Genomic DNA, 14,220 nt, shown 5'->3' with positions numbered 1-14,220 from the left:
GGAAGGGTGTTCCTTTCGTGGGGTATGGGGTTCTCGACCTGTCCGCCTGAGCTGCCCTCAGCCGTAGACGATCCGGCGCAGCTGACGGGCCGACAGTTCGGGTGAGCGGACCGGCCAGTGGCGCAGTTCGGCGGCCACCACGGCGAAGATCTCGTCGTTGCGGGCGCCGTAGGTCTGCAGTTCGCGGTGCCGGCGCCGGACGTACTGCTCGGTCGTCTCGGTGAAGTAGGCCAGCACGTCCGCGACCACCCGGCGGGCGTCCTCGAGCGGCAGTCCGGTGGTGCGACTGATCTGGTCAACGAGGTCTTCGCTGGGATCCGCCGCCTCACTCATCACCCGACCACTGTGCAGTCAAACCAGGGTCAAAGCCAAGAATCTGCCCGAAATCGGGCACATCTTACGTTTTCTTGACAGAACCAGACAGACCAGTGACGCGGGTGGACACTACTCCGATCGTCGCCCGGTGTCGAAACCGGCTCACCCCTTGCAGCCGCAGGTGCGTGGGCGTACGAATGGCTGTGACGGGGCGACTCTTGGGGACATGTGGATGTCGGCCGGCCCGCAGCTCGTGGCCGTCTACCGGGAGGGGTCCCTTGCCATGAAAAGCCCTGCCATGAAGCGCCCTGTCATCAGGCGCCCAGGTGTCGTCGCCTTACTCGCAGCCGCCGCTCTGATCGCGGCCGGTAGCGGGTTCACCGCCAGCGCCCAACCGTCCTCGCCCGCGGCGTCGAACTCGACCGGCTCGTTCGCCCGTGGTGGTTCCTTCACGCTCACCGGGGCCGACGCGCGCGCTTTCGCAGTACCGAAGGACGTGGTGAAGGTCTGGTCCGCCAAAGCCGCCGGCGGCGGCACGCAGACCCGCTATCAGCAGCAGGTCGGCGCAGCCAAGGTGCTCGGTGGTCAGCTGACCGTGCTGACCGACAAGGCCGGGGAGGCGACAGCCGTGATCGGCGCGTACTTCCCGGGACTGAAGGCCAAGAACAGTGCCGCGGTGACGGCATCCGGAGCGCGGGGAGTGGCAGCCAAGCGGATCGGCAGTACGGGCAAGTGGTCTTCGAGCCTGCGCATCGATCCACGGGACGGCCGGCTGTTCCATGAGGTGATCAACCAGCGGACCGACCACCGGTGGGTGCACTGGGTCGATGCCGCCAGCGGGGCAGTGAAGAAGCAGTACGACGCGGTCGCCCACGGCGACGGCACGGGCGTCAAGGGCGACACCAAGACCTTGGACACCACCCGGATCGGCAGCACGTACTTCCTGCGGTCGCGCGACCTGCGGCAGGAGACGTACGACGCCGGCAACACCGCGACGCAGCCCGGCACGATCATGACGGACGCCGACGACCACTGGAACTTCAACCTGCCGAAGTGGAGATCACCGAGCCAGGCGCCGGGGGTGGACGCGCACTACTACACGAACGTGACCGACGACTTCTACCGCGGCACCTTCGGTCGCAACAGCCTCGACAACAACGGCATGCAGATGATCTCGACCGTGCACTATGCGAACCGGTACTGCAACGCCTTCTGGAACGGCGAGCAGATGGCCTACGGCGACGGTGACGGCCAGACCTGTATCCCGCTGTCGGGCGCGGTCGACGTGGTCGGGCACGAGCTGACCCACGGCGTCACGCAGTTCACCTCGAACCTGATCTACGAGAACGAGTCCGGCGCGCTGAACGAGTCCTTCAGCGACATGATGGGCACCACGATCGAGTACTACGCCGCGACCCGCGGCCTGGACCCGGCCGCTCCGCCGGACTGGCTGATCGCCGAGGACATCTACCTCGCCCCCGACGCGGCGCCAGGGTTCCGGAACATGAGTGACCCGCAGGAGGACCTGGATCCCGATCACTACAGCGAGTTCATCGTCACCACCGCGGACAGCGGCGGCGTGCACTCCAACAGCGGTATCCCGAACCACGCGTACTACCTCGCGGTCAACGGCGGCAAGAACGCGGGCTGCGACGCGGTCGGATCGAGCGGGCACACCCACACGCTCGACTGTGGCGTGACCGTTCCGGCGCTCGGACTGGCGCGGGCGGCACAGGTCTTCTACGCCGGCTTCACCAGCCTGCCGGAGTACGCGAACATGTGCGACGCCCGGAACGCCACGGTGGCCATCGCTGCAGGAACTGCCAACGCGGCGGGTACTACGGCCGCCTGGGACGCGGTGGGCATCCACTCCGGCTGTACGCCGGGCACGCCGCCGCCCCCGCCGTGTGTGAGTAACCCGAACGCGACCATCCCGTTCGAGTCGCCGCATCCGTACGGCAACAACGCCAACTGCACGTGGACGTACAACAACGGCACGGCCGGCTTCGCGTTCCACTTCAGCATGCTCGACACGGAGAAGGACTACGACTACGTGTACGTGCTGGACGGCAACGGGAACACGCTGGCCACCTACACCGGCCTCCATCGCCGGGGTGCGACCTCACCCTGCATCACCACACCGACAGGCTCCGTCCGGTTGACTTCCGACAGCGGAGTGGTCGCCCAAGGCTTCATCGTCGACGCGGTGGTGCCCTGCTAGTCAGAACAAGCGCAGTACGTCCGACTCCATGCCTCGGAGTGCGTCATAGTCCACTGTGACGCACTCCAGGCCGCGGTCGGTGGCGAGGAACTGCGCCTGCGGCTTGATCAGCTGAGCGGCGAAGATGCCCCGGACCGGGGCCAGTAGCGGGTCACGGTTGAGCAGTTCGACGTACCGGGTGAGCTGCTCAACGCCGTCGATCTCGCCGCGACGCTTGATCTCCACGGCGACGTGCCGGCCGTCGGCATCGCGGCAGAGCAGGTCGACGGGGCCGATCGCGGTCGGGTACTCCCGGCGTACCAGCGTGAACCCGTCACCGAACGTGTGCACGTGCTCGGCCAGCAGCTCCTGCAGGTGCGCCTCGACCCCGTCCTTGATCAGCCCGGGATCCAGCCCCAACTCGTACGACGAGTCGCTGAGCACCTCCTCGAAGGTGATCCGCAACTCCTCACCGGCCTTGTTGGTGACGCTCCAGACGCCCTCTTCCTCGGTCAGCTTGCACGGAGGGGACATCCAGTTCAGCGGCTTGTACGACCCGCCGTCGGCGTGGATCAGCACGGACCCGTCCGCCTTCACCATCAGCAACCGCGGCGCCATCGGAAGATGAGCCGTCAACCGACCGGAATAATCCACTGAACAACGAGCTATCACCAAGCGCACGACACAGCACCGTAGTCCACCCGGCACGCATCCTGCATGGCGGCAGGCCGTGGGGTGGTGGGAGGCTGGTCGGTATGAAGCCGAAGATCAGTTTGCAGACGCGGCTGGAGTACGACGCGGTCGCGAAGGGGCTGGCCGGGGCCGGGGTGGTCGAGGGCAGCATGTTCGGCATGCCGTGCCTGAAGATCGAGAAGAAGATGCTGGCCGGGCTGTTCGGGGACGCGATGACGTTCAAGCTGCCGCCGGAACCGCGGGAGCAGGCGCTGAAACTGAGCGGTGCCGCGCCGTTCGATCCGGGGATGGGCCGGCCGATGAAGGAGTGGGTGGTCGTGCCGCTGGAGCACTCCGAGACCTGGGCGGGGTACGCCGAGCAGGCGCTGGAGTTCGTCCGGCCGTGAACCTGATGTGCCCGGCCCGCCTGATCCTGCTGCCACCCGGCTCGCGGGACAGACTGGCCGGTGAACGCGTCGCCGCCGTCTACGCAACGCCCGAGGCCGAGCAGCCAGCCGCCCAGCTGGCCGAGGACCTCGGCGTCAGATTGACGCTGCTGCCGGAGCCGATCGAGGCCGAGGAGGTTGTTCGGGGGGTTGCGGATGAGCATCGTGGGGAGACTGTGGTGGTGATCGCGCCGGGGCTGGAGCTGGGGATCGAGGTGCCGGCGGTGATTGAGCATGAGGGGGATGGGTGGACGGTGTTGCCGAGTCCTAACGAGGTGACGCTGGCGACCTACGAGGAGGCGGCCGAGCGGTTCCGGGACTCGATCCCGCAGACGCCGAACGCGTACCTGATCGAGTTGTTCGACCTGATCGACGCCCATCTGCGGTCCGGTGGCGACGTGCTGGAGCTCGGCAGCGGCACCGGCCAGGACGCGGCCGAGCTGGAGCGACGCGGTCATCGCGTACGCCGTACCGATGCTGCCTCGGCCTTCGTCGAGATGATGCGCAAGGACGGCTATCCGGCCGACCGGCTCAACGCGTTGACCGACGACTTCGGCGGACCCTACGACCTGGTCTTCGCCGACGCCGTGTTCCTCCACTTCACCCCGGACCAGCTGGCCACCGTGCTCCTGAAGGCCCACGAGTCGGCCCGGCTGCTCGCGTTCACCACCAGTGAAGGTGAGGGCGACGAGTGGTCGACCCGGCACCTCGACCTCCCACGCCACTTCACCAGCTGGCAGGAGCAGCCGCTCCGCGACCTCCTCAAGCACTGCGGCTGGACCGTCCTCGCCTGGCAACACGGGCAATCCACCAGCAGCGGCTGGTACTACGTCCTGGCCCACCGAACGTGATCCGCGCAGGCATCGTCCTGCCCACCACCCTCGGCGTCGCGGCGATCGAGCGGGTGCGGGACGGCATCACGTACTACGTCCTCCCGGGCGGCCAACTCGAAGACGGCGAAACCCCGCCGGAGGCCGCCGTCCGCGAGTCGCACGAGGAACTCGGACTGATCGTGCGGGTCGAGGATCTGGTCGCGGTGGTCAATTTCCGCGGCAGCACGCAGTACTACTACCGGGCCGAGCCGCTGGGCGGGGAGTTCGGCACGGGCGCAGGCGAGGAGATGGCCAGTCCGGCGTCCTCGAAGGCGGGCAGCTATCGGCCAGTTTGGCTGGACCCGCAGCAACTCGCAGTACTGGATGTCAGGCCACCCGCGATCGCCGCCGCCCTAGCCGCCACACCCGACACCGCCCGCCTCCTCGGCGACTGGGCCAGGCGCCCGCTGGTGGTCGACGAGGTCTAGTTCTCCTGCTGCCAGGGGAAGGGTGTGAGATCGGGCTCGACCCAGCCGGCCTTGGCCGTGGGGCTGGCCAGCGTCGAGGATTGGTAGAAGCGCATCAGGAGACGCTTGTCGAACAACGCGGGATTGCGGTCGAGGAACGCGTCGAACCCCTCGAGCGGCTCCTCCGCCACGTGATACCCGACCAGCTCCACCCAGGCCCTGCTCACCGTCGCGTGATACTTCTGCGGCGCACCGGCGTACCGAGCCGTCTGCTGGATCCCGTCACTCACGACCCCGACCGCGCCCCCAACCCCATACCGCCGAACCGCCAGCCACGTAAGCCGCAAATGCTCCCGATGCCCAAACCGCCCGGCCCCCCGCAGAGCTTCCGCCATCAACCCCTCGAACTCACCCATCCCTACCTCCTCCAGACACCTGATGAAAGCCATCGGTGGTACCTGACATCAACTGGTTATTTGTGAGGTTGTTCTCTCTGGTGACACAGCTCATGTGCGGACCAGTGTGGTGACTGGCACACTTCGAGCCATGGCGCGTGAACTGAAGACAGTCGGAGTGGTCGGGCTCGGCACGATGGGGGCCGGTATCGCGGAGGTGTTCGCCCGGCACGGGCTGAGCGTCGTCGGCGTGGAGCGTGACGAGGCGGCGGTCGAGCGTGGCCGCGGGCACATCCAGCACTCGACCGACCGGGCGGTGAAGCGCGGCAAGCTGTCGGTCGAGGACCAGCAGGCGCTGTTCGACCGGGTCACCTTCGCGACCGGGATCGAGGCACTGGCCGACTGTGACCTGGTGATCGAGGCCGTGATCGAGCGGCTCGAGCTGAAGCGCGAGATCTTCTCCGCGCTGGACAAGGTGGTCCGCGAGGACGCCATCCTCGCCACCAACACCTCCAGCCTGTCGGTCACCGAGATCTCGGTGGCCACCCAGCGTCCGCGCCGGGTCGTCGGCATGCACTTCTTCAACCCGGCGCCCGTGCAGGAGTTCGTCGAGGTCATCAAGACCGTCGTCACCGAGCCCGATGTGGTCGAGGACGTGCTCGAGCTCGCTCGCCGGCTCGACAAGGTGCCGGTGGTCGCGGCCGACCGCGCGGGCTTCATCGCCAACGCGCTGCTGTTCGGCTACCTGAACCACGCCGTCTCGATGGTCGAGTCGCGCTACGCCACCCGCGAGGACGTCGACGCGGCGATGCGGCTGGGCTGCGGCTACCCGATGGGCCCGCTGGCCCTGCTCGACCTGATCGGCCTCGACACGGCGTACGAGATCCTCGACACGATGTACAAGCAGGGCCGCAACCGGCTGCACGCGCCGGCCCCGATCCTCAAGCAGATGGTCACCGCCGGGTTGCTCGGCCGCAAGACCGGCCGCGGCTTCTACACCTACGAGGCGCCCGACTCGCCGGTTGTCGTCGAGGACGACCTGACGCCGTCCGCGGACGCGGCCGCGGCGCCGATCCGGCCGCTCAAGCAGATCGGCGTGGTCGGCTCGGGCACGATGGCCGTCGGCATCATCGAGGTCTGCGCGAAGGCCGGGTACGACGTCCTGTACGTCGCCCGCGGCACGGAGAAGGTCGACCGCGTCCGGGCCGGCCTGGAGCGCTCGCTGGAGAAGGGCGTCCAGCGCGGCAAGCTCTCCTCCGAGGAGCGTGACGAGGCCCTCCGCCGGATCACCGGTACGGCGAAACTCGACGACCTGAGCGCCGTGGACCTGGTGATCGAGGCGGTGGTGGAGGAGCTCAGCGTCAAGCAGGCGCTGTTCGAGACGTTCGACGAGATCTGCAAGCCGGGCACGATCCTGGCCACCACGACGTCCAGCCTGCCGGTGATCGACCTGGCGATGGCGACCAAGCGGCCCGCCGACGTGGTCGGCCTGCACTTCTTCAACCCCGCGCCGGTGATGAAGCTGGTCGAGGTGGTCAGCACTGTCAGCACCGCACCCGAGGTGGCCGACACCGTCGCCGCGCTGGCCGTTGCCGCAGGCAAGCACCCGGTGCGGTGCGGTGACCGGGCCGGCTTCATCGTCAACGCGCTGCTCTTCCCGTACCTGAACGACGCGGTCCGGATGCTCGAGGCGCACTACGCCGGGGTCGACGACATCGACGCGGCGATGAAGCTGGGCTGCCGGCTCCCGATGGGCCCGTTCGAGCTGCTCGACGTGGTCGGCCTGGACGTCTCGCTGGCGATCCAGCGGACCCTGTACCTGGAGTTCCGTGAGCCCGGGTTCGCGCCGGCCCCGCTGCTCGAGCACCTGGTCACCGCCGGGTACCTCGGCCGCAAGACCGGCCGCGGTTTCCGCGACTACTCCCGGGCTTAATCGAGTGCGGACCGCGCTGGTCCGCATCTACCCTCCAGGGATGGAAGACCGTACGCCGCCGAAGCCGCGGTCGCTGATGAAGGATGCCGAGGGCCACTGGGTACGCCGCTGGACCGGCGCCGAGTGGTTCGGGCCGGCCGACGCGTGGGTGCGGTCGCAGTTGGCTGCGAGCGGGATCGCCGTCACCGGAGACCCGATTCCGTACAAGATCCGCTTCTGGGCGGCCGTCTGGTGCTACCCGACCGACCATGGCCTGTACTGGTTCAAGGAGAACAACCCCGGCCAGTCCTTCGAGGCCGCCTTGGTGCAGGCGATGGCGCGCGAGCTCCCGCAGCACGTGATCGCTCCGCTCGCCATCGAGGCCACGCGCGGCTGGCTGCTCACCGCGGACCAGGGCGTGACCCTCGGCGATCAACCAACTCAGGTCGAGCCTCTGGCGCTGTGGCGCCGCCTGGTGATCGAGTACGCCGGTCTGCAGCGCGACGCGATTCCCGCCGAGAAGGCTTTGCTGGCGAGCGGCTTGACCGCGCTCGGCCCGGACCAACTCGCCGGCACAGTCCACGGCATCGCCGACTGGTTCGAAAACCTGGAGACCGACCACCCCCTGGCGATGGGCGACAAAGTCGGTGAGCTGCACCGGGCGGCTGACAATCTTGCTTCCTGGGGATCGCGGTTGTCCGGGGCGATTCCGTTGTCGCTCGACCAGAACGATCTGCATGCCCACAACGTGTTCGCGGCCGATCCGGCGGCGCCGTTCCGGTTCTTCGACTTCGGCGACGCGCTCTGGGGTCACCCGTTCGTGACGCTGTCCTGCGTCCGCGACACCCTTGTCGACCCCGACGACCCGGACAGCTGGGCCGCGGACGATCCACGCCTCACCGAGATCACCGACGCCTATCTCGGGCAGTGGACCGACCTCGCACCCCTCGACGTGCTCCGCGCCGAACTGCAGGCCGCCCTCCCGCTGCACGTCGTACACCGCCTGGTGTCCTGGCACCGGCTCCTCGTCCACGCCGACGAGACCGAGGCCGCGGCTTGGGCGTTCTCGCCACGGCACTGGGTGGCCGAGGTCATCCGTCTGTTCGCCGTCTGAACTGGCAGACTCCGCGGCATGCGGAGGAAGTCGTTCGGCGAGCAGATGCTCGGAGTCGCGTACCTACTGATCCTGGTCTGCACGGCCTTCGCCCTGTTGCTGATGCCCGACCTGGTCGGCGCCGACTGGCCGGGGTGGACGTCGAGCATGGTCGCCTTCGCGATCCTCGGGCTGCCGGTGGTAGCTCTGCTCACCGGAATGTCCGTGGGTTCGGCGCGCGTCGGCCGGTGGATTGCCGTTGCCGTGATCGCCCTCGCGGCCGGTCGCATCGTGGCAGGCCTGTTCGACGCAGGATCCCGCGCCGCCTTCCTCGCGATCGCGATCTCGCCGGTCCTGGTGCTGCTTGTCCTGGCCATCGCGCTCGTGGCCTACTCGTGGCCTTGGGCAACAACTCGCGCGCTGGCCGACGTGGCCCAGGCGCGCGGCTGGACGGCGTACCGGGAACTCCCGCCCGACCTCGTTCTCCCCGGTACTGCGCTGCCGTTGCCGGTCGGCCGCCGCTGGGTCGTCCGCAACGTGATCCGTACGCCGGACGGCGCGGCCTTCGAGGTGCGGTGGCTCGAATGGCACGGGCTGCTGTGCCGTCGCCGGCTGGCCGTGTTCGTCGGGGCCAGGTTGCCCAAGGCGCTTCCTTGGCTGCAGGTGGTTCCAGGGCGCGCCCTGACCCGGTCGGACCTTGACCTGGAGAGTGCGGAGTTCAACCGGTCGTTCGACGTACTGGGGGAGAACTCGCGCTATCTGATGGCGATGTTGCAGCCCCGCGCGATGCAGCTGCTGCTCGACGCGCGGCCGCTCGGTCTGGTGGTCACCGGTGACGCGCTCGTCGCCTATGACGAGCAGGGGTTGACTCCTGAGTCGCTGGTTCGCGGGGTGACCGCAGTACAAGGGTTTGGTGCGTTGTTGCCTCGTCACGTGGTCGACGAGTGGGGCACGCATCCGCAGGCGGCCGGCTCGCGGTTGCGGTTCGCGATGCCCGAGCGGAAGGTTTCGACGGGGTTGATCGTCGGACGGGTGCTGGCGATGAGCTTCGGTCTGGTCGCACTCGCGCTGGCGGCCGCCCTCGCAGCGGCCGCAGCCGAGAGTCAGGCTCGGGGCATCGCCTTCGAGCCCTTGTATCCGGTGTGGAGCCTGCTGGTCGCAGTACTGGTGCTAACCGGTGGAGCTGTCGGGCTCGGGGCTGCGACGAGGGCTTAGGGCTCTGCGTTGGCGTAGTCGCCGCAGGGGCCGCCGCCGATGGCTTCGGTGATGACGGTGGTCCGGCGATCCGGGCGGATCAGCGGGTTGTAGAAGGCGGCGATCTCCGTGCTGTCCTCGGGGATGTAGTGGAAGATCAGCGAGCGGCGGAACCGGTCGGTGCTGGTGTTCGGCCGGGAGCCGTGCACGACGCTGCCGTGGAAGAAGAGCACGTCGCCGGCCTTCATCCGCGTCTGCACCTTGCTCATGCCGTCGGGAATCGGTACTTCGGCGTTGGTGAACGACTCGGTCAGGTCGGCCTGCTCGGGGCAGACGAGTTCGACCTGGTGCGAACCGGGGACCACCGCGAGTCCGCCGTTCTCCGCGTCCACGTCGTCGATCGCGATCCAGGCGGCCAGGCAGGTCTCCGGGTGCGCCCGCAGGAACGTGTTGTCCTGGTGCATCGCCTGGCCGCGCGCGCCCGGCGGCTTGAAGTAGAACATCGACTGGGCCGCCAGCGCTGGCCCGATCAGGGTTTCCACGACATTGAGGATCCGGCTGTCGAGCATCCATTCGAGGGCCAGCCGGCCGGCCTCGACCTCGGTCCGCCGGTGCGGGTGGACGAACCGCGGGTACTTGGCCAGTGGGTCCTCCGCCGGGACCTTGTCGTCGATCGCCAGCGAGTGGTCGACCGCGACCTGAGCCATGTAAGCAGCCTTGATCTTCTGGACCTCGGCCGGAGTGAGCAGTCCCGGGACCTGCACGATCCCGTCCCGCTGGTAAACCTCTGCAACTGTGCTGGTCATGTCTCCAGGATCGCCGGAAGCAGCCGGCGGCGGGATAACCTATCGAGCTGTGAACCTTCGAGATCCTGCTAGACCGGACTCCTTCACCCCGACGGTCCGGCGACTGCTGGCGGGCGAGTTCGACGAGGGCCCGAGCTACGCCACCTACCGACGCCGCGGTACGACGGACTGGCTGCTGCTCCACACCCTTGACGGCCACGGCAGTCTCGGTGGCGGTATCCACGCCGGTCCGGGCGTCACCACGTTGATCCGCCCCGGCACCCTGCAGGACTACGGGACGGCCGGTGACCGCTGGCATTTCCTCTTTGCCCACTTCCACCCGCGCCCCGACTGGCTGCCGCTGCTCGACTGGCCGTCCGTTGCCCCCGGCATCCTCCAGCTCAGGCCCAGCCCGAGCGCGGCGGAACGGATCACCCACGCCCTGTCCGAGACGGTCCGGCAGCAGGACAGCGTCCTGCCCCAGGGCGAGCTGCTCAGCCTCAACGCCCTCGAAGCGGCACTGCTGTGGTGCGACACGCAGAACCCCAAAGCGGCCCGGATCGACGATCGCCTGCTCCGCACCATCGAGTACGTCGACCGCAACCTCCGCGCCGACCTCTCCATCGCCGCGCTTGCCCGGACCAGCAACCTCTCGGTCTCCCGCTTCGCGCACCTCTTCCGCAGCCAGCTCGGCGTCACACCCCAGCAGTTCGTCGAACGCCGCCGCCTCGACGCAGCCGCGCGTCTCCTCGAACTCACCGCCCGCCCCGTCACCTCGATCGCCACCGAAGTCGGCTTCACCAACCCCCTCTACTTCTCCACCCGCTTCCGCGCCCACACCGGCCACAGCCCCACGCAGTACCGGCAGCAGTTGGCCTCTACGCTGCTGCCATGACTGCTCGTGCTGCCCTGGCCGTCGTGGCCGCTCTCGCCGTTGTCGGGCTTGCCGCCTGTGCGCCAGAAGATGACACCGCCGGTACTGCGGCGCCGCCCGCGTCGGCCGATGCCTGTAGCAAGGACAAACTCGCCCTGAAGACCGCTGGGACGTTCTCGGTCGGCACCGACAAACCGGCGTACCAGCCGTGGTTCTCGGGCGACGACCCGTCCAACGGCAAGGGGTACGAGTCGGCCGTCACCTACGCGGTGGCCAAGAAGCTCGGGTTCGAGCCGGCCGAGGTGAAGTGGCAGACCGTGCAGTTCAACGCCGCGTTCGCACCCGGCCCGAAGAAGTTCGACCTGGACGTCAACCAGATCTCGATCTCCGAGGACCGCCGCAAGGCGGTCGACTTCTCCACCGGGTACTACGACGTCCGGCAGACCGTCGTCACCACCGAGGGCAGCAAGATCGCCGGGGCGACGACGATGGCTCAGCTGGCGGACGCGAAGCTCGGCGCGCAGGTCGGGACGACGAGCTACACGTCGCTGCGGGACGTGATCAAGCCGAAGCAGCAGCCGGCCGTGTTCGACACGAACGACCTGGCCGTGCAGGCGTTGAAGAACAAGCAGATCGACGGGATCGTCGTCGACTTGCCGACCGGCTTCTACATGACCGCGGCGCAGCTCGACAAGGGCAAGATCGTCGGCCAGTTGCCGGCGACGGACAAGCCGGAGCAGTTCGGTTTCGTGCTGGAGAAGGGCTCGAAGCTGACGCCGTGTGTGTCGCAGGCGGTCGACGCGCTCCGCGCTGACGGCACCCTCGCCAACCTGCAGAAGCAGTGGCTCACGGCAGAAGGCGCACCCGAACTCTCGTGAACGGCTCGGAGAAGCCGGGCAGCAACGAACGGACGCAGGCTCCGGCCGACTCGACCGGCTGGCGACCGTCCGCGCTCCAGCTCGAGCGGCTGGCTTACCGGCGGCGGCGTACCGTCCGTTCCGGCGCGATCGCCGGGATCAGCACCGTCGTGCTGGTTGGGCTGGTGGTGCTGGGGGTCGGGTCGACGCCGGGGTGGCCTCGGGTGCGGGCGACGTTCTTCGACTTCGATCGCGGTCTGGAGGCCTTGCCGGTCGTCGCCCAGGGGATGTGGCTGAACGTCCGGGTGATGCTGGTCTGCGCCGTGCTGATCGTGATTCTCGGTCTGACGCTGGCGATCATGCGCACGCTGCGCGGGCCGATCTTCTTCCCGCTGCGGATGTTCGCCGCCGCCTACACCGACATCTTTCGCGGGTTGCCGTTGCTGCTGGTGATCTTCCTGCTCGGCTTCGGCGTACCGGCGTTGCAGTTGCGCGGTCTGCCCAACCAGGCGGTGATCTGGGGTGGGGCCGCGCTGGTGCTCACCTACTCGTCGTACGTCGCTGAGGTCTTCCGCGCGGGTATCGAGTCGATCCACCCGTCGCAACGCGCCGCGGCGCGCTCGCTCGGACTGTCGCACCGGCAGACGCTGCGCTTCGTCGTACTGCCGCAGGCGGTTCGCCGGGTGTTGCCGCCGCTGCTGAACGACTTCGTCTCACTGCAGAAGGACTCGGGCTTGATCGCCGTCCTGGGTGTCATCGACGCGATCCGCGCGGCGCAACTGGAGACGGCCGAGGACTTCAACTTCACGCCGTACGTCGTCGCCGGGCTGCTGTTCGTTGCGCTGACGATCCCACTGACCAGGCTGACCGACTGGGTCGCGCGGCGGCAGGGCTGGTACGGCGCCGGGGGAGGTGTGGTGTGAGCCTGTTGTCCATCCGCGGTGTGCGGAAGTCCTTCGGGACCAACGTCGTGCTCGACGACTTCAGCCTGGAGGTCGAAGAGGGGGAGTGCGTCGTCCTCATCGGCGCCTCCGGCTCCGGCAAGTCGACCTTGCTGCGCTGCGTGAACCTGCTGGAGACCGTCGACGACGGCGTGATCCAACTGGCCGGTGCCGACATCACCGACCCCCGCGTCGACACCGACCGGGTGCGATCGGGGATCGGCATCGTCTTCCAGGCCTACAACCTGTTCCCGCACCTCTCGGTGCTGGACAACGTCACGCTGGCCCCGATCCGCGTCCACGGCGTACGCCGGGACGTTGCGCGAACCCGGGCGTTGGAGATGCTGGACCGCGTCGGCCTGGCAGCGAAGGCGTCGGCCAAACCTGACGAGCTATCGGGCGGGCAGCAACAACGAGCCGCCATCGCCCGGGCCCTGGTCAACTCCCCGAAGCTGATGCTCCTCGACGAGGTCACCTCAGCCCTCGACCCCGAGCTGGTCGGCGAGGTGCTGGATCTCCTGACCGAGCTCAAGGCCGAGGGCATGACCATGCTCATCTGCACCCACGAGATGAGCTTCGCCCGCTCGGTGGCAGACAAGGTCTGCTTCCTCCACCACGGCCGCCCCCTCGAGGTCGGCCCCCCGTCGCAGGTCCTGGAACACCCAAGAGAACCCCGAACCCAGGAGTTCCTCCGCCGGATCCGCCTCTGACGGCCGCCCTCAACCATCGCCTGCCGCAGGCTAGCGGGAGGCGAGGTACTCCACCACCCGGGCCTGGATCTCCTCCGGAGTGAACTCCCGCTCGTGGCAACAGAGTCAGCCGAGGGGGTTGAGTTCCTCGAAGTCGGCGTCGTCCATGACGCGGCGGACGCCGATCGGCTGCTGGAGGGGGACGCCGCCGGGGCCGGGGACCTGGGAGACCAGGGCGGCGATCTCGAGGGCGCGCTCCAGGGAGTCGACGTCGACCATCTGGAAGCCGGCCAGCATCTCCTTGGACTCCACGAACGGGCCGTCGGTGACGACCGGTGCGGCCTTGCCGTCGGAGACCACCGTCTTGGCCTCGTCCGGCCAGGACAGCGCGAGGTGCTCGACCAGTTCGCCGCTGGCCCGCAGTTCATCGTTCAACTGCGTGTAGTAGGCCATGTGCGCTTTGACGTCTTCAGGCGCCCACTCGGTCATCGGCGTGTCGATGACGCCCGGGCTGTAGTCCACCGTGATCAGGAACTTGGTCATCTCAGTTCTCCTATCGCTGTGCTGT

Annotated in this window: 16 protein-coding genes; 11 read left to right on the top strand and 5 right to left on the bottom strand. The window is 68.2% G+C overall.

Translation table 11 applies throughout. The features are described from left to right. Nucleotides 1-57: 57 nt before the first annotated feature. On the bottom strand, nucleotides 58-333 hold the full coding sequence (locus AB0F51_RS33040) for a hypothetical protein (RefSeq protein ID WP_360286154.1): 276 nt from the start codon (nucleotides 331-333) through the stop codon (nucleotides 58-60). A 280-nt stretch (nucleotides 334-613) separates the two neighbouring features. Here AB0F51_RS33040 and AB0F51_RS33035 point away from each other — a divergent pair, with 280 nt between their 5' ends. After that, entirely contained in the window at nucleotides 614-2,536 is a 1,923-nt protein-coding gene (locus AB0F51_RS33035) for a M4 family metallopeptidase (RefSeq protein ID WP_360286153.1), read from the top strand. Here the strand turns inward: AB0F51_RS33035 and nucS are convergent, their stop codons facing one another. Continuing rightward, on the bottom strand, nucleotides 2,537-3,196 hold the full coding sequence (gene nucS / locus AB0F51_RS33030) for an endonuclease NucS (RefSeq protein WP_360286151.1): 660 nt from the start codon (nucleotides 3,194-3,196) through the stop codon (nucleotides 2,537-2,539). Between the two features lie 74 nt (nucleotides 3,197-3,270). On the opposite strand from nucS, the gene AB0F51_RS33025 reads away from it, so the two are divergent. From AB0F51_RS33025 to AB0F51_RS33015, 3 genes are read left to right on the top strand one after another with little or no spacing between them, the layout of a single operon-like run. Next, on the top strand, nucleotides 3,271-3,594 hold the full coding sequence (locus tag AB0F51_RS33025) for a hypothetical protein (protein WP_360286150.1): 324 nt from the start codon (nucleotides 3,271-3,273) through the stop codon (nucleotides 3,592-3,594). Between the two features lie 5 nt (nucleotides 3,595-3,599). Further along, nucleotides 3,600-4,484: a class I SAM-dependent methyltransferase gene (locus AB0F51_RS33020; RefSeq protein ID WP_360286526.1), complete on the top strand. Its 885-nt coding sequence runs from the start codon at nucleotides 3,600-3,602 to the stop codon at nucleotides 4,482-4,484. After that, entirely contained in the window at nucleotides 4,481-4,933 is a 453-nt protein-coding gene (locus AB0F51_RS33015; protein WP_360286149.1) for an NUDIX domain-containing protein, read from the top strand. Before AB0F51_RS33020 ends, AB0F51_RS33015 begins: the two co-directional genes overlap by 4 nt. Here AB0F51_RS33015 and AB0F51_RS33010 read toward each other — a convergent pair. Continuing rightward, nucleotides 4,930-5,202 carry a hypothetical protein gene (locus tag AB0F51_RS33010; protein WP_360286147.1) on the bottom strand — a complete coding sequence of 91 codons (273 nt, stop codon included), beginning with the start codon at nucleotides 5,200-5,202 and terminating at the stop codon, nucleotides 4,930-4,932. The genes AB0F51_RS33015 and AB0F51_RS33010 overlap by 4 nt on opposite strands. A 256-nt stretch (nucleotides 5,203-5,458) precedes the next feature. Between AB0F51_RS33010 and AB0F51_RS33005 the strand changes: the two genes are divergently transcribed. The 3 genes from AB0F51_RS33005 to AB0F51_RS32995 are packed head-to-tail and all read left to right on the top strand — an operon-like array spanning nucleotide 5,459 to nucleotide 9,527. Continuing rightward, nucleotides 5,459-7,240: a 3-hydroxybutyryl-CoA dehydrogenase gene (locus tag AB0F51_RS33005; RefSeq protein ID WP_360286146.1), complete on the top strand. Its 1,782-nt coding sequence runs from the start codon at nucleotides 5,459-5,461 to the stop codon at nucleotides 7,238-7,240. A 40-nt stretch (nucleotides 7,241-7,280) separates the two neighbouring features. Then, complete coding sequence (locus tag AB0F51_RS33000) at nucleotides 7,281-8,333, top strand: hypothetical protein (RefSeq protein WP_360286144.1); 1,053 nt, start codon at nucleotides 7,281-7,283, stop codon at nucleotides 8,331-8,333. 18 nt (nucleotides 8,334-8,351) lie between these two features. Beyond that, a complete protein-coding gene (locus AB0F51_RS32995) occupies nucleotides 8,352-9,527 on the top strand; it encodes a hypothetical protein (RefSeq protein WP_360286143.1) in 1,176 nt (391 codons plus the stop codon). On the opposite strand, the gene AB0F51_RS32990 is transcribed toward AB0F51_RS32995, so the two are convergent. Then, nucleotides 9,524-10,312 (bottom strand): phytanoyl-CoA dioxygenase family protein, encoded by a 789-nt coding sequence (locus tag AB0F51_RS32990; protein ID WP_360286141.1) that lies wholly within the window; start codon nucleotides 10,310-10,312, stop codon nucleotides 9,524-9,526. The two genes, AB0F51_RS32995 and AB0F51_RS32990, sit on opposite strands and share 4 nt — an antisense overlap. A 49-nt stretch (nucleotides 10,313-10,361) precedes the next feature. Between AB0F51_RS32990 and AB0F51_RS32985 the strand changes: the two genes are divergently transcribed. The 4 genes from AB0F51_RS32985 to AB0F51_RS32970 are packed head-to-tail and all read left to right on the top strand — an operon-like array spanning nucleotide 10,362 to nucleotide 13,673. Beyond that, nucleotides 10,362-11,186 carry a helix-turn-helix domain-containing protein gene (locus tag AB0F51_RS32985; protein WP_360286139.1) on the top strand — a complete coding sequence of 275 codons (825 nt, stop codon included), beginning with the start codon at nucleotides 10,362-10,364 and terminating at the stop codon, nucleotides 11,184-11,186. Continuing rightward, nucleotides 11,183-12,043 carry an ABC transporter substrate-binding protein gene (locus AB0F51_RS32980; RefSeq protein ID WP_360286138.1) on the top strand — a complete coding sequence of 287 codons (861 nt, stop codon included), beginning with the start codon at nucleotides 11,183-11,185 and terminating at the stop codon, nucleotides 12,041-12,043. The genes AB0F51_RS32985 and AB0F51_RS32980 overlap by 4 nt, the downstream gene beginning before the upstream one ends. Further along, nucleotides 12,040-12,945 (top strand): amino acid ABC transporter permease, encoded by a 906-nt coding sequence (locus tag AB0F51_RS32975; protein ID WP_360286137.1) that lies wholly within the window; start codon nucleotides 12,040-12,042, stop codon nucleotides 12,943-12,945. The genes AB0F51_RS32980 and AB0F51_RS32975 overlap by 4 nt, the downstream gene beginning before the upstream one ends. Continuing rightward, entirely contained in the window at nucleotides 12,942-13,673 is a 732-nt protein-coding gene (locus tag AB0F51_RS32970) for an amino acid ABC transporter ATP-binding protein (RefSeq protein ID WP_360286136.1), read from the top strand. The genes AB0F51_RS32975 and AB0F51_RS32970 overlap by 4 nt, the downstream gene beginning before the upstream one ends. A 105-nt stretch (nucleotides 13,674-13,778) precedes the next feature. Here the strand turns inward: AB0F51_RS32970 and AB0F51_RS32965 are convergent, their stop codons facing one another. Beyond that, entirely contained in the window at nucleotides 13,779-14,195 is a 417-nt protein-coding gene (locus AB0F51_RS32965) for a YciI family protein (RefSeq protein ID WP_360286134.1), read from the bottom strand. Nucleotides 14,196-14,220: the final 25 nt, after the last annotated feature.

Source organism: Kribbella sp. NPDC023855, from assembly GCF_040639475.1.
In the GTDB taxonomy this organism is placed as follows: Bacteria; Actinomycetota; Actinomycetes; order Propionibacteriales; family Kribbellaceae; genus Kribbella.
This window is presented reverse-complemented; position numbering and strand designations above follow the sequence as displayed.